The sequence below is a fragment of the Faecalibacillus sp. H12 genome (assembly GCF_013361255.1).
Taxonomy (GTDB): Bacteria; Bacillota_I; Bacilli_A; order Erysipelotrichales; family Coprobacillaceae; genus Faecalibacillus; species Faecalibacillus intestinalis.
In genome coordinates this window covers 22,912-47,788 of record NZ_JABWDK010000004.1, presented here as the reverse complement: position 1 = coordinate 47,788, position 24,877 = coordinate 22,912, and the positions used below count along the sequence as shown (strand labels likewise).

The following is a 24,877-nucleotide window of genomic DNA, read 5'->3' as shown; positions in this document are numbered from 1 at the left end:
AAATCCCCCCTCATCCTCTTTTATTTTAGCGAAAGAATTTTTCTTTGTAAAATAAAAATAGAGCCTAAGCCCTATTTTCTCTAAATATTTTTCCAAAGACAAATCTTACGATTGGTCCAGCAAAACATAATTGTAAGAAAAATGCCATTGGGAAATTTAAAACTGTTGTTTGTAACCAAACAGCAATGATTTGACTTCCTGCATTTTTAAATAAAAGTGTTGCTGCAAATGACATACATGGACACATTAAAATAATAGATACCACTGAAATCGCAATTACTAAATGAAATGGATGACCATTTTCTAAATCAACAATTTGAAATGCTTTCTTTTTAGCTAAATGTCCAATAATGAAAAAATCTAAAATAAAAGCAATGGGTCCCATAATCACTAATTCATGAAAAGCATCTAAGAATACTTGATTTGTCATACCTCCTACATTTAAGGCAATGTTATAACAAATCATAAAATAAACCATCATGAAAACCATCATAATTGTAAAAATAATTTCTTGAAATTTTGTTTTTGGCATAAAAAAACCTCCTTATGATAATGAATTGTGTTGTTCGTTATCACTCAGGGAGTGTGCGTTTCCAATAGATACCAAATATTTAATTTAAAGCCGAGTGTTATTCTACAAAAATATTTTTTTAAAGTCAACAAAAAATATTGACTTCATCATATAAATGATCACTATACTTCATAGTGTTTTACTATGATTAAGGAAAACCAATTTTCAAGAACACAATTATTATATGGAAAAGAAGCCATGAATAAACTTCAAAATAGCCATGTAGCCAGTTTTGGTCTAGGTGGTGTCGGCGGTTATGTAGGCGAAGCGCTTGTAAGAAGTGGAATTGGCTCTTTTAATTTAATAGATGATGATAAAATTTGTCTAACAAATCTCAATCGTCAAATCATCGCTACATTTGATACAGTTGGTCAATATAAAACAGATGTCATGAAAGAAAGAATGTTAAAAATCAACCCAAAAGTCAACATTCAAACACATCAATGTTTCTTTTTACCAGAAAATGCTACTGATTTTTCATTTGAAGATTATGATTATATTATAGATGCAGTTGATACAGTTTCTGCAAAAATCGAACTTGTTTTAAAAGCCCAAGAACACAATATTCCCATTATTTCAAGTATGGGAGCTGGAAATAAAGTTGATCCTACCCAATTTAAAATCACAGATATTTATAAAACAAAAGTATGTCCTCTAGCAAAAGTCATGCGTAAAGAGCTCAAAAAAAGACATGTTAAAAAATTAAAAGTTGTTTATTCTGAAGAAAAACCAATTCGCCCAATTGATGATTTATCCATCAGTTGCCGAACACATTGTATACGCCCACCAGGAACAAAACGTAAATGTACAATTAGAAGAGATATTCCTGGAAGTAACGCCTTTGTTCCTTCCACTGTAGGATTAATTATTGCAAGTGAAGTTGTTAAAGATTTAACAACTATTTAAAATGGAAGATACTTAATCTATCTTCCTTTTCTTTTACGTTTATTTTCATACATCTTATAATCTGCAATCTCGATCATTCTTTGTAAATCAGTACTTTCTGTTCCATAACAAACACCATATGAAAATGCTAAATTTACACTATGATCATCTGCTAATAAAACGATTTGATCTCTTATTTCATTTAATTGATTAATATCATTATTTAATTTTTCCATTGAATCATAATGATGGAAAAAAGCAATAAATTCATCTCCACCCAAGCGTCCTACCAAACATTTTTCTCCCGAAATAGTTTTTAAAACATTTGTCATTTGTTTTAAATAAAGATCTCCACAATAATGTCCATAGACATCATTTATTTGTTTTAAGCCATCTAAATCTATAAATATCAAAGCATATTGAGCTATATTTTTATCTTCTAATAACTTATTGATTTTTATTTTTAAACCATTTCGATTATATATTTGTGTTAATTCATCGACATCTCTTTCTATTTCTATTTTCTTTCTTTTTATATAAGAGGTTGTGATATCTATCATAACGCCTAATGTATTATCTTGATCTTTTCGATCATTTATTTGTATATAATGTTTCATTTGAGGAAGATAATAAATATCTTTTTCAACTTGATGTGTATTTATTTTATTTAAAAAATCAATAAAATCATTAATATCTTCTTTAAATTGTGTGCATTGTTGTGAATTTAAAGAAAATATTTCTTTAAACCCATCTGATAAATACAATGTATTTAATTTTTGATTATATTCATAGAACCCAATAAGTTGATTTGTTTGGGTTAAAATATAATCCATTTTTTTATTATTAACTAATAAGCTTTGTTTCATTTCATTAATATAATGACTTAATTTTTGAAATTCTAAACTATTATTAATCGATACTTCCTCATCTAATTGACCTTTAGAAATCTTAGATAATTGATGATTAATTTGATTTATACTATCAATCACATAAACACGAATATACTTAATAATAAGTAATCTAAATAAAATAGATATAATAATTAAACAAACGATCATTTCTAAACAATTTTTAGGTACTTCCTTAAAAAGAACTCTTACAGGAATAATACAATAAATATAATTATTTTTTATTTTCTTTGAAACACAATAGGATAATTGTCCATCAATTTCAGTAAAAAAACCATTTTTTACTTCTTTAATTTGTGTATCTTTCAATCCAATACTAGAAGCTATATCTCCTATATGATGATGTGTTGTACCAACAATCTTATGATTTTTAGAATTGATTGCATAATATTGTGCTTCATTATTTACTCTAAATAATTTAAATAAATAAGATAATTGATTCTTTTTAGTTGCTTTAGAGGCATTTTCATGATTCATACCTACTTGTACAATAAATTCTTTATTCTCACTCCATAAAGCAGAATATTGCATTTTTATATGAGAAGCAGTATTTTCCATAATTTTTTGAGTCAGTTGTAAATTTTGATTAGAAAGTAATGGTTTAAAAAAGCTTAGTTGTTTACCTGAATCAAATGAATAACCATAATATTCAGGATGTGTCCCAGAAATAATAACACCTTGCTTATTAAAAATATGAATTTCATCAACTTCAACATACTGTGCTATTTTCTTTAATTCATCAATATTATATAGAGCATCTGGATTTTCTTGAAGACTATATGCAACAGCTTGAGCATTATCAATACAGGTTTGTCGATATTCTTTCTTTTGTTTATTTAAATCTTTTTGATTTTCATTTAAAATTTGTTCAATATGATAAAAAGTCGTTTGTGCTGTATAATTTGCTTCTTTTTTAGCTGTTATACAGTTAAAAAAAGTAACAATAATCATTAAAAAAAAGATAATAAGTAATGTGATTTTTTTACTTTCCTTTTGAATCAATTCCTTTAAACTTTGCATATTCATGACTTCCTTTAACTATTAAAAAGTATAGCACAACTCATTCTTTTTTACAAAATCAACTCTATAAACAAAAAAGAGATTTGCTTTTGCAACTCTCTTTATAATTCTTTTCCATTAGACTTACATACTTTTTGATCCCCATAGAATGAATCTTAAGGAGGAAGTATGTTAAATCAATTTTCAAGAACACAATTATTATATGGAAAAGAAGCCATGGATAAATTAAAAAATAGTCGAGTTTCTATCTTTGGTTTAGGTGGTGTTGGCGGATATGTTGGCGAAGCTTTAGTAAGAAGCAGAATTGGCTCATTTGATCTAATTGACGATGATAAAATCTGTTTAACTAATCCAAATCGTCAAATTATTGCTACTTATGATACTGTTGGAAAATATAAAACTGATGTAATGAAAGATGGAGTATTGTTAAATTAATACTCCATTTTGATTATTATTCATGAATCATCATCTTTATAATTTCTTTATTTGTTTCCTTCATTCCTTCTCTACCTAATCGCCCGACACTTTGAATCGTTGCCTCAACATCTTCCATCACAAGTCCGTCCCCTGATTTAAATTCTTGTCCATTTTTGTACATATGATAGCCTAAAATAGCCGCATCAATACTAGAAGCAATTTTTGCTGCACAAGAAGCTTTAGCTCCATCACAAACTATCCCCGAAACATTGGCAAGTGTATTAACAATTGTATGAATGACAGCTTGATAATCTTCATCGTATAAATAAGCAATTCCTGCACCAGCTCCAGTAGCGGCACTTACTGCCCCACAGTAAGCTGATAAAGTTCCAATACCACTTTTTTCATGAATCGCCACAAGGTTAGATAGAGCTAACGCTCTAAACATTTTTTCTTTTGAAACCTTTAATTCTTGAGCATAGATAATAACAGGCAAAGAACATGTCATACCTTGATTGCCACTCCCCGAATTAATAACAACCGGCAATTCGCAACCATTCATTCTCGCATCACTACCAGCTGCAGCATAAGCCTTCGCTTTATTTTTTACATCATTGCCAAAAGATTTTAAAAGAACTTTTCCAATATTAGCTCCATAATTATCATTTAAACCTGCACAAGCTATCGCATAATTATAATCTAGTTGTCTTTCTAAAATTTCTTGAATATCAATCAAATCGACAGTCGTTATAAAGTCATAAATATCTTTTATATCTAATAATGAGCGATCTGCTTTTTCCTTTTTTATAATACTTTTCTCTTTTTGAAGTATTTTTCCATTTTTTTCTATACAAACAACATGCATATGAGAATCACTTATTCTCACTTTTACATACTCTTTTTTATTCCAAACCGTTATTATGTAATCAAATACTTTTGAACTATCCAAAAAATGTTCTTCAAAATCTACTTTTTCTATATATTGATCAATTTCTTTCTTTGTTTTTTCATCAATTTGACTTAATACTTCTAAATATTTATCATCATTGCCTCCTATGATTCCAGCACAAACAGCTGCTTTAATTCCTTTTAAATGATGTGTATGAGGAACAATGACACTCTTTACATTTTTTATAATACTCCCACTTGCTTCTACAACAATTTTTGTAGGTAGATGATTTAACACTTTTCTAGCAAGACTTGCTCCATACGCTAATGAAATCGGTTCTGTACATCCCATAGCAGGAATCAATTCTTCTTTTAATATTTGAACATATGTTTGATATTTTTGTTCTGTCTTTTTCATATAAATACTCCTTGATTAATTGATAACTCTAGTTTAATATGAATGTGTTATCAAGTAAATTAAATGATTTTAATAGATATGTTTAATTTTTTTAATAGGAGACTCTTATGGAAATACAAGAACTTATTTCATTTACAACAATTGTTCAACAAGGTAGTTTTTCAAAAGCTTCTAAAAAGTTAGATTATTGTCAAGGATCTATCACCGTTCATATCAAAAATCTTGAAAGAGAACTTGGTGTACAATTGTTTGATCGTTTAGGTAAAAAGGTTACTCTTACAAATCATGGTAAAACATTTTATCAGCACTGTTTGAAGATACTTGATGATATTTCATGTGCGAAAGAAGCCGTTAATCCTTCATTAGAACTTAATGGTCATCTTACAATTGGAACTATTGATTCATTATGTTCTTCCATAGTTCCTCAGCTTATTTGTAAATATCATCAATACCACCCTCATGTATCTGTTTCAATTACAACAGATACAATTGAAGGACTTTTAAAAATGCTTAAAAATAACGATATTGATTTTGCATACTTAGTTGATAAACAACTTTTAGATACAGATTGGCTAAAAATATATCAATCTAAAGAAGAAGTTACTTTTGTAGCATCATGTCATCACCCAATCTGTAAAATCAAACAGCCAACAATTCAAGATATCCTAACTTATCCCATTATTTTAACAGAAAAAAATGCCAGTTATCGTCGCCTTCTCGAAGAAAAGCTTCATGAAGACAATTTAGAAATCAAGCCTTTTATCCAATCTAAAAATACAGATTTGCTTTTAGAACTATTGAAACTTGATCAATATATCAGTTTTTTACCAAAATATATTTTAGAAAATGATTTAAAAAATAAAACAATCATTCAAATTAATATTCCTGATTACCAAATTGATGTCTATCGTCAACTTCTCTGCCATAAAAACAAATGGCTTTCTCATGAAATGAAATCATTCTTTCAATTAATAAAAGAAAAATATTAAAAAAGAATTGCATTTTGCAATTCTTTTATAATTCTTCTCCGTTAGACTGACATACTTTTTGATACCAGTAGAAAGAATCTTTACGTGCACGGTGCAAATCACCATTTCCATCATCATCCATATCTACATAGATAAATCCGTAACGTTTTCTCATTTCACCAGTTCCTGCTGAAACCACATCAATACATCCCCAAGGCATATATCCCATTAAATCAACACCATCTTCATCAACTGCTTTTTTCATTTCAATGATATGTTGTCTCATATAATCAATACGATAAGGATCATGAATTGAACCATCTTCTTCCACTGTATCGATAGCTCCTAAACCATTTTCTACGATCCATAATGGTTTATGATAACGATCCCATAATTCATTTAATACAATACGAAGACCAACTGGATCAATTTGCCATCCCCAATCATTTGCTTTTAAATAAGGGTTTTTAACAGCACTTTCTAAGTTAGAAGCTGTTCTTTTAGCATCTACGTTTACAGTAGCAACACTTGTTGAATAGTAAGAAAATCCAATATAATCTACTGTACCAGCTTTTAATGTTTCTAAATCTCCATCTTCCATTTTTAATTCAATACCAGCATTTTTATATTCAATAAGTTTCCATTCTGGATAGAATCCTTTATTTTGAACATCTGTATAGAATGTACGTAATCTTTTTTCAGTAATACGTTTCCACATATTTTCTGGATTACAATCTTCTGGATAAATTTCTGAATAATTGATCATCATCCCAATTTGAAATTCTGGATTGATTTCATGACCACGAATTACTGTTTTTGCTGCAGCAACAAGCATATGATGAACAGCTTGTGCAACTTTATCTGGTCTAGATAAAGCTTCTGTAATTCCTAAGTTTGTGTAATCTTTACAGAAATTGATTTCATTAAATGTTAACCAATATCTAACTTTATTTTTATAACGATTGAAAATTGTTTCTACATAATTCATATAGAAATCAATTGTTTTTCTATTATACCAACCATCATATTCTGTTGCTAAATGAAGTGGTAAATCAAAATGTACAATTGTTACTTGTGGTTCAATACCATATTTTAACATTTCATCAAAAACATCATCATAGAATTTTAAACCTTCTTCATTAGGTTCTTTTTCATCCCCATTTGGGAAAATTCTTGTCCAGTTAATAGACAGACGGAATGATTTAAATCCCATTTCTGCAAATAATGCAATATCTTCTTTATAATGATGATAGAAATCAGTTGCCACATGGCTTGGATAATATGTATCTTCATCCACATATGGTACAGCACCATCAGGTACTTCAGTTCCACGACGATCAATAAATTTTGTTGATCCATCAGCAAGCTTTAAAGCCATACGTCTAGGAATATTATTTCTTCCATCTCCACCAGTGATGACATCTTGAATAGCAAGACCTTTACCACCACTTAAATATCCACCTTCATATTGGTTAGCAGCTGTTGCGCCACCCCAAAAAAATCCTTCTTTAAATCCCATTTGAATTCCTCCTGTTTGTTCTTTACTTATTATATTCATTTTATTGTATTCGGTTTCATTTTTTTCATAAAATGAAAACTCATTTTTCAAATGAAAAAGAATTCGTTATAACAAAAACAAAGGTAAGGGGTGATAAAAATTAAGAAATCAAATAAGAATGTCCCGCATGAATTTCTATTGCATCAAAACCAATGGTTTGTGTCTTTTAGCAGCCGTTGCATAATCATCTGCAATACTATAAATTTCTTCTACTGTTAAAGCACGAGAAATCGCTCCTCCTGCTTTATTAGGAGTTGCACTCGCAGAAACAGGTTGTATTCCAATACGACTTTCCATGGCACTTGCTCCTGCATGGTTTAATTGAATAGCTATTTTCGTACCATATTGATGAATGGTTTCACATAGTTTATAAAGACGAGGTATATAATTATCGGCATCTATACGTAATTGTGTTGTTCCATTACTTCTTTCTGGATATTTCACACAAGCATTTTCTACAATTAAAAGACCATCGCCTCCTTTAGCACGTCTTTCATAATAATTCATATGTAAAAAACTCATCTCACCATTTTGTTCACCAAAGTTTGTTCCCATTGGTGCCATGACTAATCGATTATCTAATGTCATATTTCTAATAGTGATTGGTTCAAATAATTTTTTATATTGATTCATATCATCATCCTCCATCAGTTAACTCTAACAAATTAAAAATAAGAGATAAATATAAAAAGCATTATATATGTTACAAAAAAAGATATTTCAATTTCTTTCTTGAAATACCTTTTCTAACACTTGAATAATCACTCCATGATCTTCCTGTGGTCTTAATCCCGTAAAAGTAATTGTTCCAACAAATTCATCATTTTCATAAAGAGGAAAACTTCCTCCACAGATCCCATAACTTTCATCATCAATCATATAATCGTAAAGATGAAATTGCATATTATCTAAGAAGATATAATACGAAGAATGTTTCGTTTCATAACAAACTTTTTCTTTTCGATTTAACCACGACGTATTTTCTAGTTCACTGTATTCAGCAATGATTTTATCTCTATAAACAATTCTTGATGCAAAAGGTTTATCATACGCTTTAGCAGCCTCTATGATTTGTTGAATAATTTGAAGTGCAGTATTTTGATTAAATGTTTTAAAGCGATATTCTTCTTGTTTTAATATATTATTTTTATTTAGATGATTTCCCTTATTTACAAAATAGTGATAGTAATCTTTCATATCTCTTTTATTCCTTTGATTTCTATTTTAAAAGGAATCATAAAAAAGACAATTTCAATTACATATCAAATTCATAAGTAAAACAAAAAAGAATATGATCAGCATCATATCCTTAATATTTCCCAAAAATTTCCTAAACTATTTATGGAGGTATTTTGGACTAGGAATCTTTGGAAAATCTATTATTTATTATTTATTTCTAATAAATCCTTAAAAGTATTTAAATGATAGTCTGCATAAGGACTTCCATAAGCACTGGAAATAGCTGCAACGTGCATTGAAGCACTCTTAGCTGCGATACATCCTGCAAGAGCATCTTCCACAACTAAACAGTTCTTATAATTTTTTTCTAATAAATCAGCAGCTTTCATAAATACTTCTGGATGTGGTTTAGAGTATTGTATCATTGTTCCATCACAAATAGCATCAAAATAGTTTTCTAAACCAAGTTGTTTTAAAATAAGTTTTGTATTTTTACTTGATGAACCGATTGCTAATCTATATCCTTTATTTCTTAATTGATCAAGTGTTTCTTTAACTTCAACAGAAAGATCACTAGGTGTCATTTGTTTAAGATATTGTTGATATAAAGTATTCTTTTTATTCGCAAATTCTTCTTTTTCTACTTGAGAATAAGTTTGACTGCTTTTTTCTAAAATAATATCTAAGCTTTCCATACGTGAAACTCCTCTTAATTTTTCATTATCTTTTTCATCAAATGAAATATGAAGTTCATCACTAAGTTTCTTCCAAGCCAAGTAATGATAATGATCTGTTGAACAAATCACGCCATCTAAATCAAATATAATTGTATCTATCATCTTTTGGTATCCCACTTTCCACAAAATGCATCAACTGGACTCACACCTACAAACTTTTCTTTACCTACCAGTTTATTAACTAATGATTGAATAACTACATCATTATGACTATAACCATTGATATATGTTTTAATCATTGGAACATCTAATAAATGATATGGATTGGCAAGCGAAATAAAGAGCGTTGGTATATCTTGTACAAACCAAGGAGCATTGGCAGCCATTAATTTAATCCACTCAACACGTCTTACTGTATAATTACTTGCTGTATCAAAATCAGCAACATAAATAACTAAATCATATTTATCTTTTAAATATGAAACACCTGTTTCAAAAATTTCATGGAAATCAAGTTGATTTTCATCATAAACATCTACATTAAATCCTAGATCATTTAAATAATCTTCTATTTTCTTTTGACTTCCAGATTCTTTAAAACCACCCTTTGAGGTATCTGTTAAATGATACAAGCGAATATTTTTATACTTTTGAGGTGTTATCGGTAAAATATCTTGCTTATTTTTAACTAAAGTAATTGCTTTGCTTGCACATTGATAAGCAAGTTCTTGATGTTCTTTACAACCAACTACATCAATCTCATTTAATGGTTTTTTATTTTCAAATACACCATTTGCCATCTTTGTTGCCAAAATTCTAAGAACTGCTTCATTTAATCTCTCCAATGACAAGAGACCATTTTCTAAACCTTTTTTCATAAATGTATAATCTTCATCGATATCTTTATTAAAAAGAATCATATCACATCCATTTTCAATACTTAAAGGAATTGCTTGACTTCGAGGTAAAGCAACATTATACCCAATCATCGCCGTTGCATCTGTTACAACCATTCCATTAAAAGAAAGTTTTTCTCTTAATAGATTCGTTAAAACTTCTTTTGATAAACTTGCTGGTAAAATATCTTCATCCTTAATTGTCGGATTAAAATATTTAACATAATGAGGTAATAACATATGACCGACCATAATAGTTTCTACTCCTTCATCAATAAACGATGAATAAATATTTCCATAGCTTTCATCCCATTGCTTTACCGTTAAATCATTAACACTACTTACTAAATGTTGGTCACGCATATCAACACCATCTCCAGGAAAGTGTTTGATACAAGGGATAACATTATATTCTCTCAAGGCATTGATTTGTTGTTTAGAATAAGCAATTACTTTTTCTTTATCAGAACCATAAGTTCTAATATTCGTAATTGGATTTAAATAATTAAAGTCAATATCTACAATAGGAGCAAACGACCAATTACATAAAACCGCATTTGCTTCCTTTCCTGCAATCATTCCTAAATGATATGCTTGTTTTAAATCATTCGTCGCAGCAACACCCATTTGTCTAGAAAAATAAGTACCGTCTATACAAATTCCATTTCCACCACTTTCCAAATTAGCAGCTAACATTAAAGGTATTTTACTATAGTTTTGAATTGTTTCATGAATCTGTTTAATTTTTGTTGATTCCAGAGGTCGATACATCATCGCTCCTGGTTTATATTTTTCAATAAATTCTACAATTTCTTTTTCTTCAAAAGATGATCCAATAGGACAAAATACTTGTCCTATTTTTTCATCAAGTGTCATAGAATCTAAAATACTTTGTACTTTTCTAATTTGTTGATCGTTAAGATAAAAAGGTTTACTTTTTAAATCTATCATAATTTTTCACCATTACTTTCAATAACCTTTTGATACCAATAAAATGAATCCTTTTTAATACGTTTACAATCCATTACATCTTCATCTGTTCTATTAACATACACTAAACCATACCTTTTAGAAAATCCTTGATGTGAACTTACCACATCAATAAATGACCATGGACAGTATCCAAAAATTGGATACCCTTCTTCTTTCGCAATTAATACTTCTTTAATATGAGATTTTAAATAGTCAATTCGATAATCATCGTGTATTTGATTATTTTCTAATACATCACTATAAGCCATTCCATTTTCTGTAATAATTATCGGTAAAGAATATCGGTTATAAATTTTATAAATAATACTTCTTATTCCTAGTGGATCTATACCATTTGCCATCCATTTTGTTTTCTTTAAATGCTCATTTGGACATGCTTCAAACATAGAGCTTCTAAAAAATGGTGGTAATTGATAATTGACAGTAGCTGATTTATTTTCCTTTACACAAATAGATGAATAATAATTGATTCCTATAAAATCTGGTTGAGAAGCATGTAAAATCTCATCATCGCCATCTTCTTTAACAGGAGAACAATTCATTTTTTTTAAAATATTTTTAACTCTAAACGAATATTCTCCTTTAACAGACATATCTAAAAGCATATACATCATAAGTTCTTCCGCATCCATCGCTGCCAAAACATCTTCTGGTGAAGAACTATAGGGATATACATTTTGTACAGCATTAACAACACCAATCTTAGCTTTTGGATCAATTTCTTTTAATAATTTCATAGCTTTTTTTTCTGCCAAAGAAGCATGATAAGACATTTGATACATATTTTTTGTTTGTAATACTTTATCACTTTCATGATTACCATTTAAATCACTTGCTGCCATAGCAATAAGTTGTTCATTAATCGTTACCCAATAATTAACAATACCTTTCCATTTTGTAAAGCATATTCTCGCATATTCAACAAAAGCATCAATGCATCTTCTGTTTTTCCAACCACCAAATTCATCTACTAATGCTTGTGGCATTTCAAAATGATAGAGAGTTGGAATAGGTTCTATGTGATTTTCTAAACATAAATGAATAATTTGATCATAAAAATCCAATCCTTTTTGATTAACATGATGCCCATCTGGCATAATTCTTGCCCAACAGAATGAAAAGCGATAAGCTTTTAAACCTAATTCTTTCATCAAAAGAATATCTTCTTTAAAATGATGATAATGGTCACTTGCTACTTTGCAATCTGCAATACCTTCTTTTACTTGTCGAACATCTGTTGTTGATAATCCTTTTCCATCTAAGTTATAACCACCTTCTACTTGAAATCCACTTGTAGAAGCACCCCATAAAAAGTTATTCACCTTGTTCACCTTTTTCCTTTGCTAATGCTTGATTGTCAATTGTTTTAAAGAATGGATAATAAATAATAATTGAAATAACAACAGCTACTAATTGATAAATTCCCCAAGATAAACTTCCTTGCATGATTCCAGAAATAAGTGGTGGCATTGATCCTAAACCTAAAATTCCTATTGGTGCTGTTACAATTCCAAATTGAATTAAAGCATATCCTAAGCAAACTAAAACAATAGGACAAATAATAAATGGAATAAGCATAATTGGATTTAAAATAACTGGTAAACCAAAGATAACTGGTTCATTAACACTAAAGATACCACAAGGCAATGTTAATTTACCAAATGATTTGTATTGATTACTTTTTGCTTTAAAGAACATTAAAATAACGAGTCCAATTGTTGCACCTGATCCACCTAAATTAGCTAAATCCCATAATCCAATATTTAAAACATGTGGAATTGTTTTTCCTGCAGCCATTGCTGCTGTATTATCACCAATATAACTTAACCAAATTGGGAATAAAATTGGTAATACTGTCATTGAACCATGAATTCCAAAGAACCATAATAATTGTGCGATTAGAATAATAATGATAAATGCAGGTAAGTTACCAGTTAATGATTGTAATGGTGTTTGAATAATTGTATAAATACAATCTGTTGCATTTCCATAAGGTGTCACTGCAAATAAAGCTCTAAAAATTAAGAAAACAATCGTAATAATAACTCCTGCTAATAATGATGATAAAGATTCACTTACCATTTCAGGTACAGAATCTGGTAATTTAATAACAATGTTTTTTTCAGTGATTAACGCTAACAATCTAGATACAATAAGCCCTGCAAGTAATGCCACAAAAACTCCTTTTGTTCCTAAATAAGAAATATTAAAGAAACTAATTCCTGAGTCAGCTAATGTTGTTGTATCTAAAGGTACAAGTAACATATATGCAAATAAAGATAAAAATCCTGAAGTTAAAGTATATTTTTTATTTTCAAAAACAGTTGCTCCTCTATAACCAACAGCAAACGCCATATAAACAGCTAATAAATTTGTTGTTACATTTTGCACTCCTGTAAATAATTGATCTAATCCTGTTGAAGCTAATAAATCTGTATAAGGTTGCCATGATATATTTGTTAAAATTGTAAAAACGGCACCTACCATAATAATTCCTAATGTAGACATACATCCACCACTAATCGCACTCAAATATTTATTTTGAGATAGCTTATTAGCTACTGGAACAAGTGTCTTTTCAATAATTGATATTAATTTTTCCATTTTCCTTCTCCTTGTATGTATATGACATTGGCCTTTGTCTATCGTTAGTATAACAAGAATATGTAAAGAATAAGTCGTCAAAAAAACAGTGCGATTTTCAAAAATACACACTGTTTTTCAGATATTGAAAATAAGAATTAATATGTAAAATAAATACAATAATACATGATAATAATTTCTAAACTATATAATAATGACATCCTAGATTCAGTATTTGTATTATCCTGGCTACATAAAATGACTTCTTTATCAATAAATTCATTAATCATCTTATTATGATTATTCATCGTTAAAACAATAAGTTTAATATTTTTTTCAAGAAGTATTTGAATAACTTCACTATGTCTATAAAAATAACCTCCCTCTACACTTAAAATAATCACAACACTATTTTCTTTAAGATTATGCGCCGCTTCTAATTGTTCATCATTGGAAATTGCTACCGTAATATATTTATTCATCAAAGCAAATCTATTTTGTATATGTTGTGCTAGTAATGTTGAAAACTCTAAACCTAACACCAAAACTTCTAAACTATCATGGATATATTTACATACATGATCTAGTTGCTCAAAATCAAGATGATCATATGTAAATTGAATATTATCAATAACATGTTTTGTATAATTTTGAAAAATTTCTTTAACATCTTTTTTATCAGCTTTTATAATTTGAGGAGAATAATCTGTTTTAGATATATCAAGTGTATTTAAACAAGCATTTTTAAATTCTTGAAAAGAATGAAATCCTATCAATTTAACAAAACGTGAAATTGATGCTGGTGATACAAAACATAATTCTGATAACTCATTAATTGTTTTTTCTGGTATAACACTATAATGAGTAAGTAATGCAAGTGCTATATCATAATTCGTATCTTTTTTATATTGTCCATTTACATATCTTAGCAATGTTGATAATACTGAATCTGTATTCATAACTTTCCTCCATCTAACATATGTATTTTAACACAATTTCTATTAATTATAAATTTTCAGCTACTAATTATTGGCTGAATATCACCTATTTTAAGTCATCTTTTACAAACACAACAATTAATTAAAACATCACTTGTATAACATTTAACCCATTCTTTCATCTTTTCTTCTTGTATTTTTGCTACTAAGATTGGAAATAGTTTTCTTTTAATCGTTGCATTGTTTCTATTTTTTGAACAATAAACATACTTCTAACCTCTTTTCTTTAATTGATTTCCTATTTTTAAATAAATGATTTCACCTAAAATGCCTATTACAATACCCGATAGTATACCAAAAAGCATTAGATACGGTAAATAATACATAAATACTGTTGAACTAAAAAAAAGCATTGCTACCAATAATTGTCCTACATTATGAAAAATACCACCCATAATGGAAATAATGATATCAGAAAATAAATTTGTTTTTAAAAATAAATACATGATTATTAAAGAAAGCAATCCTCCTGATAAACTATATAAAAACATATAGAAATTCGTAAAAGTCAAAGAAACAATCAAAATTCTTAAAAACATGACAATAAAAGCCTCTTTTAAGCCAAAACAAAGAAGTAATGTCAAAGTAACGACATTTGCAAGCCCTAATTTAGCTCCTGGAACGCCTAAATAAAGAGGTATTAATGATTCTATATAACTTAAAACAATTGCTATTGCACAAAATAAAGCCAAATAGCATAATTTTTTAATAGACTTTTCCATCTTCTTTTCCTTCATTTCCTTCAATCACTTCCACAACTAAATGATGAGGCAAACAAACAATCGTTGCCCCTTTTTTATTTATTTTCCCTTGTTTAATACATAAATGATCTGGACAAGTTGCTTTTATCATAAAAACCTCATGATTTTTAATTTGTATTTTATTTTCATTATCAATATTAATGATTTGATCATCATCTAAAGAATAATAACCTTCAATTTGATCATTTCTTTTTATGACAATTTTTGCTCCTTGTTGTTTTGATTTAAAAAGAAAAAGTCCTCCTATCAGAACAACAAGAATGCCAAGAATAATCAAATCATTTCTTAACGTTTTATTTTTCATCTTCTTACTCCATGCTATAATATAAAAAAAGGAGGTTACCTATGAAAAAATCAATACTTTCATTACTTATTTTTTCATTTATCCTTTGCGGTTGTAAAAACACAACTCCTCTTTCTAATAAAGAATTTTGTCTAGATACAATTATCCAAATAACCCTTTATGATTCTTCTTCTAAAAATATTTTAAATAACTGTTTTGATTTATGCAAGAAATACGAGCGTATCTTTTCTGCCAATAATAAAAAAAGTGAACTCTATAAAATCAATCATTCTTCCAACAAATTAGAAGCTCAAGAATTATCTGATGATCTCTATAAAGTGATTAAACAAGGGCTTTATTATAGTGATTTATCAAAAGGAAGCTTTGATATTACCATTGGTTCGATTTCTTCATTATGGGATTTTAAAAAGCACACACTTCCTGAAGATCCGTTGATTCAACACCATCTTCACGATGTTTCTTATAAAAATATTATTTTAGAAAATCATAAGATACGTTTTCTAAATACAGAAACAATGATTGATTTAGGGGCAATTGCAAAAGGATACATCGCCGATCAAATCAAAAACTATTTACTTAAAGAAAATGTCAAGAGTGCCCTTATTAATTTAGGAGGTAATATTTTATGTGTTGGTAAAAAACAAGAGAATCCTTTTATTATTGGAGTTACCAACCCACAACAAACATCTGATTCATTGTTTAGTTTAAAAATCAATGATTTATCTGTTGTTACAAGTGGAACTTATCAAAGATTTTTTGAAATTGATTCTAAAAGATATCATCATATTTTAAATCCAAAAACAGGTTATAGTTATGAAAACGGTTTAAGCTCAGTAACGATTATTTCTAAAAAATCAATTCAAGGAGATGCTTTGAGCACGGTTTGTTTTTCTTTAGGAAAAGAAAAAGGACTTGAATTACTTAACTCACTTGAAGGTGTTTCTGGTTGTTTTATTGATGAAAACAATCAAGTAAGTTATAGTAAAGCCTTTAAGCACTATTTAAATAAGGGCTAATGTCCTTTTTCTTTTTATTCAATAATCTTTCTTGGACATTTTTCTTTGCATTTACCACAATGAACACATTTAGAATAATCAATATGTGCTAAAAAGTTTTCAACTGTAATTGCTCCTGTTGGACAAACTTTTTGACACATCATACACCCTAAACATCCTGCCTTACAGTTTTTATTAACTACTGGTCCTTTATCATGGCTATTACATCTTACATGACATAAAGATTCATAAGGAACCATTTCAATAAGATGCTGCGGACAAGCATCCATACATTTTTGACATGATTTACATTTTTCTTTATCAACTTGAGCAACACCATCAATAACATGAATGGCATCAAAAGCACAAGCCTTTACACAACTGCCATAACCCATACAACCAAAACGACACTTTTTATCGCCACTTCCTGGGACAACGGCTGCACTTAAACAATCATGAATACCATCGTATTGATATTGTCTTTGTATTTTATCACACGTTCCCTTACATTTAACATAAGCTACTAAATGTGTATTCTCTTCTACTTCTAAATGGAGAATTTCTCCTATTTTTTTAGCAACTTCATTACCACCTACAGGACATTGATTAATTGGGGCTTCTTTTTTAGCAATTGCACATGCAAGGCCATCACATCCAGGATAACCACAAGCTCCACAGTTATTTCCAGGAAGAACCGCTCTAATTTTTTCTTCATCTTCATTGACTTCTACTTTAAATTTAACACTGGCAAGTGAAAGGAATATTCCAATAAACAATCCTATACTCCCAACAACAATAACTGCAATAATGACTGTATTCATCGTATTTCCTCCTTAAATCAAGCCTGAAAAGCCAATAAAGGCAATAGCCATCAAACCTGCTGTAATTAAAACAATTGGTGAGCCTTGTAAAACATGAGGAATATCATTATCGGCAATTCTTTCTCTTATTCCTGCTAAAATTGTAATTGAAATTGTAAATCCTAAAGCTGTCCCAAAACCGGCTACAACACTTGTTACAAAATCATAATTATTTTGTACATTTGTTAAGGCAACACCTAAAACAGCACAGTTGGTTGTAATAAGAGGTAAATAAACACCTAATGAATTATATAAAGGTGGAAAATATTTTTTTAAAAAGAGTTCTACAAATTGAACAAGTGCTGCAATAATTAAAATAAAAGCGACTGTTTCTAAATATTCAACATGTAACAAAACAAGTAAACGATACAACAAATGAGTTACAGCTGACGCAATTGTAATTACAAAAATAACTGCACCACCCATAGACATTGCGGTTTTGGTTTGTTTTGAAACGCCTAAAAATGGACATAACCCTAAAAACTGCGATAAAACGACATTATTAACTAAAGAAACACTAATCAGTGTTAAAATAAGTGTTTTCATTTTTCAGGATCCTCCTTTAACAAAGATTTATTTATTTGACATTGATTACCGTGACAATGCATACAATCTCCCCCACACTTTAAAGATGAATGAGAAACATTCGTTGCACTAGGTAATTTTAATTTATTTTGAATAGCTGTTAGCAAAGCAAGTATAAAGAATGCTCCTGGTGCCATCACAAAAATCGTTATTGGCTCAAATGAAATTGGTAATGACATTGAAAAGAATGTTCCTGCACCCAATATTTCTCTTACTAAACCTATACAAGTTAAAGCAAAAGTAAAACCAAGCCCCATACCAAGACCATCCATAATTGATAAAAGTGGATTATTTTTAGAAGCAAAAGCTTCTGCTCTTCCTAAAATAATACAATTGACAACAATTAAAGGAATATAAATACCAAGTGTATCATATAAAGATGGAATATATCCTTGTAATAATAATTGTACAACTGTAACAAGAGAAGCAACAATGACAATATAAGCAGGAATACGCATACGACTAGGAATAATATTTCTAAGTGCTGAAATAACAAAATTCGACATAATTAAAACCGCCATCGTCGTAAGTCCCATTCCCATTCCATTCATTGCTGAAGTTGTAACCGCAAGAGTTGGGCACATACCAAGCATTAATACAAAGGTAGGATTTTCTTTAATGATTCCATTATATAAAGGTTTTAAATATTTCTTCATATTTTCATCTTCCTTTCAATAAATCATAAAAATCTAAGGCTCCATTGATTCCATTTGTCATTGCTTTAGAAGTAATGGTTGCTCCTGATAAAGAATCTACTTCATCTTCATTTTGTTTACCATTTTTAACGACTTGGAAATGATCTACTTTTTTCCCTACATACTGATTTCTAAACTCTTCATTTTTAGCATTCATTCCAAGTCCTACTGTTTCATCAATTGATAAAATTTCAACTCCTGTAATTTCTTTTTGAAGGTTGATACCAATAATGATTTCAATATCACCACCAAAACCATCATGATCAATCACTTGAATAATATAACCGATAGTTTGTTTTTGATGATATGCTTTTAAAGCATTTTCTATTTCAAGACCATTTTTACCATAATCCCCTTTAAGCTTTTTAGATAATTTTTTGATATCATTTTCTTTATAAGCTTTAAAAGAAGTTGCTTCTTTCATCACTTTTAAATAAGCATCTTGTTTACTTTGTTGTGATTGGTGTTGAATAGGATTCTTTGTTATTTGATAAACATAACCAAGAAGTCCTCCGCAAATAATAGTAATCACGCACAAAATTAAAATATCTTTTATTATTTTTTTCATTTGACAACACCACCTTTTAATGTGAGTTTATCAATTAATGGTACTAATAAATTAGAAATAATAATGGCATAAGAAACACCTTCTGCACTTGTTCCAAAAAAACGAAATAATCCTGTTAATACACCTAATAAAATACCATAAATAAGTTGTCCTTTTTGATCCATTGGGCTTGTTACATAATCAGTAGCCATGAAAAAGGCACCAAAGATCAAACCTCCACCACATAACTCACAAGCTAAATAATAAGCATCAAAAGGACATGGTGATAAAATCAATGTAAAAATAGAAAATGTTAAAAGATATGTTAAAGGAATGGTTACTTTAATAACTTTTTTAACAATCAAATACATTGCACCTATTAAAAGTGCAATTGCAGAAGTTTCTCCAATTGTTCCAACAGTATTTCCAATAAACATCCTTATTAAATCAAAGCTTTCTCCATTTTTTAAAATTGCAAGTGGCGTTGATGAAGTCATCCCATCAAATACAAAATTTGTCATTCTTCCAGTAAAGGAAATCAATAAAAAACATCTTGCAGCTAACGCTGGATTCATAAAATTTTGTCCTAATCCTCCATAAAATTGTTTAACCACAATAATAGCAAAGAGACCACCAATAACAGGAAGCCATAAAGGAACTGTTGATGGTAAATTTAAAGCAAGAATAAGTCCTGTGACAACTGCTGATAGATCTTTGATGGTAATTGTTTTTTTCATAAAACGTTCATATAAATATTCTGCTAAAACACATGTTGTTATCGTTGTTACAATAATCAATAAAGCATTTATTTTAAATTGAATAATTCCAAATAAAGTAGCTGGTATTAAAGCAATAATGACATCTAACATAATAGAAGATGTTGTAACACGATCTTTAATATGCGGTGAAGCAGAAACATGTAGTAATTGATTCATGAATAACACCTACTTTCTTTTATTAACAGAGACTAAATATTTCATCTTCTTAAATGCCTGTGTCATATTTCTTTTTGCTGGACATGTATAGCTACAACAACCACATTCTATACATTCCATTCCACCATTTAAAATAAAGGCTTCTGTATCATTTTTTGTTGCTATTTGATAAAGTTTTTGAGGAACTAATAAACTCGGACACACGTCTTTACATCGACCACAACGAATACATGCAGAAGGTTCAAAAAGGGATACTTCATCTTGTACAAGTGCAAGTAAAGAACTTGATGTCTTAGTTACAGGTATATCTAAATGAATAAGGGCGCTTCCCATCATTGGACCTCCACAAATAAGTTTTTGAACTTCAGATTTGAAACCTCCTAATTGTTCAACGATCCGTTTAAAACTCGTTCCTATAGGAACTTCAATATTGCTAGGTGTTATTCCATCACCCGAAATCGTCATTACTTTAGAAATTAAAGGTTGATTATAACGAACCGCTTGATTAATAGCAATCACTGTTGCTACATTATCAACAATACATCCTACATCTAAAGGAAGCATTTTAGAATTTAATGTCTTTCCTGTTAAAACCTTAACAAGCATTCTTTCTCCACCTTGAGGATATTTTGTTTTTAGTTCTTTCACAGCAATTCTTTTTTCATCTTTACACTTTTCTTTTAATAAATGAATAGCCTTTTTTTTATTATCTTCAATGGCAATATAACAAAGAGCTTTTGGAAACATTTCTAATAAAACATGAATTCCTGCTATTAGTTCATCTGTTTTTTCAAGCATCAAGCGATAATCACTTGTAAGATAGGGTTCACATTCCGCACCATTAACAATATAATATTGAACTTGATTTGGATCTTTAACAGATAATTTTACATGTGTAGGAAACCCTGCTCCTCCTAGACCAACTATACCTGCTGCCTTAATTCTTTCAATTTTTTCTTCATAAGTTAATTCTTGTTTATTATTATTATTTTCAACTTTTTGATATAATCCATCATTAGCAATAACAATTGATTCTTGCATTTTCCCACTGACATCCATTCTTTCTTCTATTTTTTTTACTACACCTGAAACTGAAGAAATAATAGGACTTGAAACAAAAGCATCACTACAAGCAATAACTTGCCCAACTTTTATCTCATCTTTTACTTTAACAATTGGTTGACAAGGTGCACCAATATGTTGTTTTAAAGGAAATACAACTTCATCACTTGCTTTTATTTTAATAATAGGCAAATCCTTTGTATATTGTTTTTGATCTTTTGGATGTATGCCTCCAATAAATGATTTTAAACTCATAACTTCCATCCCCTTTAACCCTATTTTAGTCCTATTATTTTCAAATTGAAAGCGTTTACAACAAGTTAAAAAATTAACTTGTTTTCTTTGAAATATATGAAATTTATGTGATTTTAATCACATTTAAATATAAAAAAAAGATAGCTTTCGCTATCTTAAAAATACTAATTTTGTTCATAAAATTCTTCATCATCTAGCATTGGGTAACTAGTAAGATGTTGACCATCTAAATTTACTTTATGCATATTAACGGCAGTAATTTGTCTTCTATTATATGTTGTATAATAATAGATTCCCTTTTGACTATTCCAACATGACGTATAAATCGTAATTTCATATTTTCCATCATCTACTTCACAACACCCTCTTTGTTGTTCTACAGAACCTAAAATATGGAAAAATTGGTTAACACTATCTCTTTCATTATCTTTTGATTGTCCGTTCATTTTAGTAAATGCAACTCTTACAAAACGTGACATTGAAGATAAATCACCAGGTAATCCAAGAGCTCCCATTCCTCTAGAATAGGATTTTAAATCTAGTTGTTTAGAAAAATAATTTTGTGGTTGTTTAGGTGATAAAGACATATAATTATTTAAATTAAATAATTGTTTATCAAATGAGGGATTGTTTGCAAGAACACCGACTGGATTTTCATAGATTTTTAATCCTTCTTCGACTGACTCAACAGTTATACATCCACTTTGATCTGCAATGATCCAATGTAATGATGCGGCTGGTAAATGTTCGTTATAAGGTGTCTTCACTAAATTGATTGTTTGAATAAGTTGTTTGGCTTCTTTAAGCGTTGCACATTGACTTAAAACCCAAGGAATGAATTCATATTGAGCAACGTTGACTGCTCCTTCTTTAACCTCTTGATAACAAGCATTTCCGACAAAATTTAATCCTGCCATTCCTAAACCTTTTTCATTAACAGCGTCATAATATAAAGGATATTCATCTAATACATGAGCCATACCAATCATGGCATAATGTTCAATATTTTTTGATCCATGTCTATATTGTAAAGGATAGTTTCTCGGCATAATAGCTATTTTTTCACCATAGGAAAATTCATAATCCAAAGTTCTACCCATATAAAAATCTTTTGTTTGATAAGTTGCTGCTGTACACATATAAAATCTCTCTTTCTTTTCATTGTTTTGCTATTATATAGTATAACCCATTTATTTCATCTTTATGAATTAGAAAAGAAAAACACTCCTAAGAGTGTATTTCGAATATTATTTAACTTCTACAAGTTCTAAATAGCTTGTTGCACCTTTAACTCCTGGTGTTCCACCAGTAACTAAGATTTTTTGACCAGGTTTTACACCATTTTCTCTAGCAATAATACTTGCATAATCAATCATTGAAATACGTGAGTTTAATTGTTTACAAGGTACTGCTTTAACACCCCAGTTTAAAGCTAAAGCTTTAACAGTTTTAAGTGATGGAGTTGCAGCAATAATACGAGATTTTGTACGATAACGAGCCATTTTACGAGCTGTAAATCCAGATTCTGTAAAGGCAATAATTGCTGCTACATTGAATTTATAAGCAATTTCTGCAACAGACATACAAATAGCTTCGCTTGTATCATCTGGTGCTGTACGAATGGCTTGTCTTTGTAAGCTTTGATAATCTAAACTAGATTCAATCTTATGAGCAATTTTTGACATCATTAAAACTGCTTCTTGAGGATATAATCCACTTGCAGATTCACCAGATAACATAATTGCATCTGTACCATCATAAATCGCATTAGCCACGTCAGATACTTCCGCACGTGTTGGTCTTGGATTTTGTTGCATACTTTCTAACATTTGAGTGGCAGTAATAACGATTTTACCACGTTGTTTACATTTTTTAATAATTGATTTTTGAATAAGTGGGACATCTTCAGCAGGAACTTCTACACCTAAGTCACCACGAGCAACCATGATACCATCAGCAATATCAAGAATTTCATCAACGTTTTCAACACCTTCTTGATTTTCAATCTTCGCTAAAATTTGAATATCATTTCTACCATTTTCAATTAATAATTTTTTAATATCAATAATATCTTGTGCTCTACGACAGAATGAAGCAGCAACATAGTCAAAAGGTTGATTTGCACCAAATGTTAAATCTGAAATATCTTTAGGTGATAAATAATCAAATCCTAATTTAATTCCTGGAACATTGATTCCACGTTTATTTTTTACTTCTCCATCATTTGCTGCAACACAAACAATATCTGTTCCTTCAATATGATCAACTAATAATTCAACTTGACCATCGTTTACTAAGATGAAACCACCTGGTTTAACATCTTTATATAAATCTTTATAAGTAATTGTAAATCTTTCACTTGTTCCTTCAATATCTTCTACACAAATAGTTGAAGTTTGTCCTTTTTTAAAAGTTGTTTTTCCACCAACAAAATCACCAGTTCTAATTTCAGGTCCTTTTGTATCTAATAAAATAGCAACATTTGTCGATAATTCTTTATTAATTTCTAATAAAGTATTGATTTTTTCTTCATGTTCTTCATGAGTTCCATGAGAAAAGTTTAATCTCATGACATTCATTCCAGCTTTTACTAATTTAGTAAGCATTTCTTTACTTTCTGAAGCTGGTCCAATAGTACATACAATTTTTGTTTTTGACATAATCTCGTTTTTGTTCATAATTCTTGCCTTCCTTTACTCTCTACATCTTTTAGTATAAACCTATTTTTTTAAGATAACAATGCATAAAATCAATGTAAGCACATCCACTTAAAAAATATTTTTTCTTTCATTATTTTATGAAAAAAGAGTTACAAAAAAAGATAAAATAAAATAAATTAATTTTTTGAAACTTATTTTTATTTATTTTCAGGTATATACCAATAAGAATTCATCTGATATAAATAGGTTCTAGCTCCTT

The 24,877-nt window shown here is 29.2% G+C and carries 25 protein-coding genes; 4 read left to right on the top strand and 21 right to left on the bottom strand.

Annotation, left to right across the window (positions count from 1 at the left end; translation table 11 throughout):
- Positions 1 to 64 precede the first annotated feature (64 nt).
- On the bottom strand, positions 65 to 532 hold the full coding sequence (locus HUU89_RS05510) for a DUF2798 domain-containing protein (RefSeq protein WP_175301195.1): 468 nt from the start codon (positions 530 to 532) through the stop codon (positions 65 to 67).
- A 183-nt stretch (positions 533 to 715) separates the two neighbouring features.
- Here HUU89_RS05510 and HUU89_RS05505 point away from each other — a divergent pair, with 183 nt between their 5' ends.
- Positions 716 to 1,477 (top strand): ThiF family adenylyltransferase, encoded by a 762-nt coding sequence (locus HUU89_RS05505; RefSeq protein WP_175301194.1) that lies wholly within the window; start codon positions 716 to 718, stop codon positions 1,475 to 1,477.
- A 17-nt stretch (positions 1,478 to 1,494) separates the two neighbouring features.
- Here the strand turns inward: HUU89_RS05505 and HUU89_RS05500 are convergent, their stop codons facing one another.
- A complete protein-coding gene (locus tag HUU89_RS05500; RefSeq protein WP_032091496.1) occupies positions 1,495 to 3,384 on the bottom strand; it encodes a sensor domain-containing diguanylate cyclase in 1,890 nt (629 codons plus the stop codon).
- Between the two features lie 168 nt (positions 3,385 to 3,552).
- Here HUU89_RS05500 and HUU89_RS05495 point away from each other — a divergent pair, with 168 nt between their 5' ends.
- Entirely contained in the window at positions 3,553 to 3,819 is a 267-nt protein-coding gene (locus HUU89_RS05495; RefSeq protein ID WP_217498438.1) for a ThiF family adenylyltransferase, read from the top strand.
- Between the two features lie 16 nt (positions 3,820 to 3,835).
- On the opposite strand, the gene HUU89_RS05490 is transcribed toward HUU89_RS05495, so the two are convergent.
- Entirely contained in the window at positions 3,836 to 5,107 is a 1,272-nt protein-coding gene (locus HUU89_RS05490) for a serine dehydratase subunit alpha family protein (protein WP_175301193.1), read from the bottom strand.
- Positions 5,108 to 5,214: 107 nt separating this feature from the next.
- Here HUU89_RS05490 and HUU89_RS05485 point away from each other — a divergent pair, with 107 nt between their 5' ends.
- Positions 5,215 to 6,096 (top strand): LysR family transcriptional regulator, encoded by an 882-nt coding sequence (locus HUU89_RS05485; protein WP_032091498.1) that lies wholly within the window; start codon positions 5,215 to 5,217, stop codon positions 6,094 to 6,096.
- Positions 6,097 to 6,121: 25 nt separating this feature from the next.
- Here the strand turns inward: HUU89_RS05485 and HUU89_RS05480 are convergent, their stop codons facing one another.
- From HUU89_RS05480 to HUU89_RS05435, 10 genes are all read right to left on the bottom strand, one after another.
- Positions 6,122 to 7,594: a family 1 glycosylhydrolase gene (locus HUU89_RS05480; protein ID WP_175301230.1), complete on the bottom strand. Its 1,473-nt coding sequence runs from the start codon at positions 7,592 to 7,594 to the stop codon at positions 6,122 to 6,124.
- Positions 7,595 to 7,768: 174 nt separating this feature from the next.
- Positions 7,769 to 8,266 carry a hypothetical protein gene (locus tag HUU89_RS05475; RefSeq protein WP_254697705.1) on the bottom strand — a complete coding sequence of 166 codons (498 nt, stop codon included), beginning with the start codon at positions 8,264 to 8,266 and terminating at the stop codon, positions 7,769 to 7,771.
- A gap of 87 nt (positions 8,267 to 8,353) precedes the next feature.
- Positions 8,354 to 8,830: a heme-binding protein gene (locus HUU89_RS05470; protein WP_175301192.1), complete on the bottom strand. Its 477-nt coding sequence runs from the start codon at positions 8,828 to 8,830 to the stop codon at positions 8,354 to 8,356.
- A 182-nt stretch (positions 8,831 to 9,012) separates the two neighbouring features.
- Positions 9,013 to 9,651, bottom strand: a complete 639-nt coding sequence (pgmB, locus tag HUU89_RS05465; RefSeq protein ID WP_175301191.1) for a beta-phosphoglucomutase — start codon at positions 9,649 to 9,651, stop codon at positions 9,013 to 9,015.
- Complete coding sequence (locus HUU89_RS05460) at positions 9,648 to 11,336, bottom strand: glycoside hydrolase family 3 protein (RefSeq protein ID WP_175301190.1); 1,689 nt, start codon at positions 11,334 to 11,336, stop codon at positions 9,648 to 9,650. The genes pgmB and HUU89_RS05460 overlap by 4 nt, the downstream gene beginning before the upstream one ends.
- Complete coding sequence (locus HUU89_RS05455) at positions 11,333 to 12,700, bottom strand: glycoside hydrolase family 1 protein (RefSeq protein ID WP_217498437.1); 1,368 nt, start codon at positions 12,698 to 12,700, stop codon at positions 11,333 to 11,335. The genes HUU89_RS05460 and HUU89_RS05455 overlap by 4 nt, the downstream gene beginning before the upstream one ends.
- Positions 12,693 to 13,982, bottom strand: a complete 1,290-nt coding sequence (locus HUU89_RS05450; protein WP_119363098.1) for a PTS sugar transporter subunit IIC — start codon at positions 13,980 to 13,982, stop codon at positions 12,693 to 12,695. The genes HUU89_RS05455 and HUU89_RS05450 overlap by 8 nt, the downstream gene beginning before the upstream one ends.
- Positions 13,983 to 14,119: 137 nt before the next feature.
- The gene (locus tag HUU89_RS05445) at positions 14,120 to 14,920 is read right to left on the bottom strand and encodes a MurR/RpiR family transcriptional regulator (protein ID WP_032091505.1); all 801 of its coding nucleotides are present in this window, start codon (positions 14,918 to 14,920) and stop codon (positions 14,120 to 14,122) included.
- Between the two features lie 251 nt (positions 14,921 to 15,171).
- Entirely contained in the window at positions 15,172 to 15,681 is a 510-nt protein-coding gene (locus HUU89_RS05440) for a Gx transporter family protein (protein WP_175301188.1), read from the bottom strand.
- Complete coding sequence (locus HUU89_RS05435) at positions 15,665 to 16,024, bottom strand: NusG domain II-containing protein (RefSeq protein WP_119363096.1); 360 nt, start codon at positions 16,022 to 16,024, stop codon at positions 15,665 to 15,667. The genes HUU89_RS05440 and HUU89_RS05435 overlap by 17 nt, the downstream gene beginning before the upstream one ends.
- Before the next feature lie 41 nt (positions 16,025 to 16,065).
- Here HUU89_RS05435 and HUU89_RS05430 point away from each other — a divergent pair, with 41 nt between their 5' ends.
- Positions 16,066 to 17,040: an FAD:protein FMN transferase gene (locus HUU89_RS05430; protein ID WP_175301187.1), complete on the top strand. Its 975-nt coding sequence runs from the start codon at positions 16,066 to 16,068 to the stop codon at positions 17,038 to 17,040.
- A gap of 14 nt (positions 17,041 to 17,054) precedes the next feature.
- Here the strand turns inward: HUU89_RS05430 and HUU89_RS05425 are convergent, their stop codons facing one another.
- The 8 genes from HUU89_RS05425 to pyk all read right to left on the bottom strand — a co-directional run bounded on the left by HUU89_RS05425 (position 17,055) and on the right by pyk (position 24,636).
- A complete protein-coding gene (locus HUU89_RS05425; protein WP_147579909.1) occupies positions 17,055 to 17,840 on the bottom strand; it encodes an RnfABCDGE type electron transport complex subunit B in 786 nt (261 codons plus the stop codon).
- A gap of 12 nt (positions 17,841 to 17,852) precedes the next feature.
- Entirely contained in the window at positions 17,853 to 18,425 is a 573-nt protein-coding gene (locus tag HUU89_RS05420) for an electron transport complex protein RnfA (protein ID WP_032091510.1), read from the bottom strand.
- Positions 18,422 to 19,120 carry an electron transport complex subunit RsxE gene (gene rsxE / locus HUU89_RS05415; RefSeq protein ID WP_052011134.1) on the bottom strand — a complete coding sequence of 233 codons (699 nt, stop codon included), beginning with the start codon at positions 19,118 to 19,120 and terminating at the stop codon, positions 18,422 to 18,424. Before rsxE ends, HUU89_RS05420 begins: the two co-directional genes overlap by 4 nt.
- Positions 19,121 to 19,124: 4 nt before the next feature.
- The gene (locus tag HUU89_RS05410; RefSeq protein WP_119363092.1) at positions 19,125 to 19,727 is read right to left on the bottom strand and encodes an RnfABCDGE type electron transport complex subunit G; all 603 of its coding nucleotides are present in this window, start codon (positions 19,725 to 19,727) and stop codon (positions 19,125 to 19,127) included.
- Positions 19,724 to 20,641, bottom strand: coding sequence for an RnfABCDGE type electron transport complex subunit D (locus HUU89_RS05405; RefSeq protein ID WP_175301186.1), 918 nt, complete (start codon positions 20,639 to 20,641; stop codon positions 19,724 to 19,726). The genes HUU89_RS05410 and HUU89_RS05405 overlap by 4 nt, the downstream gene beginning before the upstream one ends.
- Before the next feature lie 9 nt (positions 20,642 to 20,650).
- Positions 20,651 to 21,958: an electron transport complex subunit RsxC gene (gene rsxC / locus HUU89_RS05400; RefSeq protein WP_119363090.1), complete on the bottom strand. Its 1,308-nt coding sequence runs from the start codon at positions 21,956 to 21,958 to the stop codon at positions 20,651 to 20,653.
- 164 nt (positions 21,959 to 22,122) lie between these two features.
- On the bottom strand, positions 22,123 to 23,097 hold the full coding sequence (gene bsh / locus HUU89_RS05395; protein ID WP_032091514.1) for a choloylglycine hydrolase: 975 nt from the start codon (positions 23,095 to 23,097) through the stop codon (positions 22,123 to 22,125).
- A 108-nt stretch (positions 23,098 to 23,205) separates the two neighbouring features.
- A complete protein-coding gene (gene pyk / locus HUU89_RS05390; protein ID WP_119363088.1) occupies positions 23,206 to 24,636 on the bottom strand; it encodes a pyruvate kinase in 1,431 nt (476 codons plus the stop codon).
- Between the last annotated feature and the right edge of the window lie 241 nt (positions 24,637 to 24,877).

Bases quoted from the DNA above. Each gene is read 5' to 3' on its own strand.
- HUU89_RS05510 (WP_175301195.1), bottom strand. From the start codon at position 532: ATGCCAAAAACAAAATTTCAAGAAATTATTTTTACAATTATGATGGTT.
- HUU89_RS05505 (WP_175301194.1), top strand. From the start codon at position 716: ATGATTAAGGAAAACCAATTTTCAAGAACACAATTATTATATGGAAAA.
- HUU89_RS05500 (WP_032091496.1), bottom strand. From the start codon at position 3,384: ATGCAAAGTTTAAAGGAATTGATTCAAAAGGAAAGTAAAAAAATCACA.
- HUU89_RS05495 (WP_217498438.1), top strand. From the start codon at position 3,553: ATGTTAAATCAATTTTCAAGAACACAATTATTATATGGAAAAGAAGCC.
- HUU89_RS05490 (WP_175301193.1), bottom strand. From the start codon at position 5,107: ATGAAAAAGACAGAACAAAAATATCAAACATATGTTCAAATATTAAAA.
- HUU89_RS05485 (WP_032091498.1), top strand. From the start codon at position 5,215: ATGGAAATACAAGAACTTATTTCATTTACAACAATTGTTCAACAAGGT.
- HUU89_RS05480 (WP_175301230.1), bottom strand. From the start codon at position 7,594: ATGGGATTTAAAGAAGGATTTTTTTGGGGTGGCGCAACAGCTGCTAAC.
- HUU89_RS05475 (WP_254697705.1), bottom strand. From the start codon at position 8,266: ATGAATCAATATAAAAAATTATTTGAACCAATCACTATTAGAAATATG.
- HUU89_RS05470 (WP_175301192.1), bottom strand. From the start codon at position 8,830: ATGAAAGATTACTATCACTATTTTGTAAATAAGGGAAATCATCTAAAT.
- pgmB (WP_175301191.1), bottom strand. From the start codon at position 9,651: ATGATAGATACAATTATATTTGATTTAGATGGCGTGATTTGTTCAACA.
- HUU89_RS05460 (WP_175301190.1), bottom strand. From the start codon at position 11,336: ATGATAGATTTAAAAAGTAAACCTTTTTATCTTAACGATCAACAAATT.
- HUU89_RS05450 (WP_119363098.1), bottom strand. From the start codon at position 13,982: ATGGAAAAATTAATATCAATTATTGAAAAGACACTTGTTCCAGTAGCT.
- HUU89_RS05445 (WP_032091505.1), bottom strand. From the start codon at position 14,920: ATGAATACAGATTCAGTATTATCAACATTGCTAAGATATGTAAATGGA.
- HUU89_RS05440 (WP_175301188.1), bottom strand. From the start codon at position 15,681: ATGGAAAAGTCTATTAAAAAATTATGCTATTTGGCTTTATTTTGTGCA.
- HUU89_RS05435 (WP_119363096.1), bottom strand. From the start codon at position 16,024: ATGAAAAATAAAACGTTAAGAAATGATTTGATTATTCTTGGCATTCTT.
- HUU89_RS05430 (WP_175301187.1), top strand. From the start codon at position 16,066: ATGAAAAAATCAATACTTTCATTACTTATTTTTTCATTTATCCTTTGC.
- HUU89_RS05425 (WP_147579909.1), bottom strand. From the start codon at position 17,840: ATGAATACAGTCATTATTGCAGTTATTGTTGTTGGGAGTATAGGATTG.
- HUU89_RS05420 (WP_032091510.1), bottom strand. From the start codon at position 18,425: ATGAAAACACTTATTTTAACACTGATTAGTGTTTCTTTAGTTAATAAT.
- rsxE (WP_052011134.1), bottom strand. From the start codon at position 19,120: ATGAAGAAATATTTAAAACCTTTATATAATGGAATCATTAAAGAAAAT.
- HUU89_RS05410 (WP_119363092.1), bottom strand. From the start codon at position 19,727: ATGAAAAAAATAATAAAAGATATTTTAATTTTGTGCGTGATTACTATT.
- HUU89_RS05405 (WP_175301186.1), bottom strand. From the start codon at position 20,641: ATGAATCAATTACTACATGTTTCTGCTTCACCGCATATTAAAGATCGT.
- rsxC (WP_119363090.1), bottom strand. From the start codon at position 21,958: ATGAGTTTAAAATCATTTATTGGAGGCATACATCCAAAAGATCAAAAA.
- bsh (WP_032091514.1), bottom strand. From the start codon at position 23,097: ATGTGTACAGCAGCAACTTATCAAACAAAAGATTTTTATATGGGTAGA.
- pyk (WP_119363088.1), bottom strand. From the start codon at position 24,636: ATGAACAAAAACGAGATTATGTCAAAAACAAAAATTGTATGTACTATT.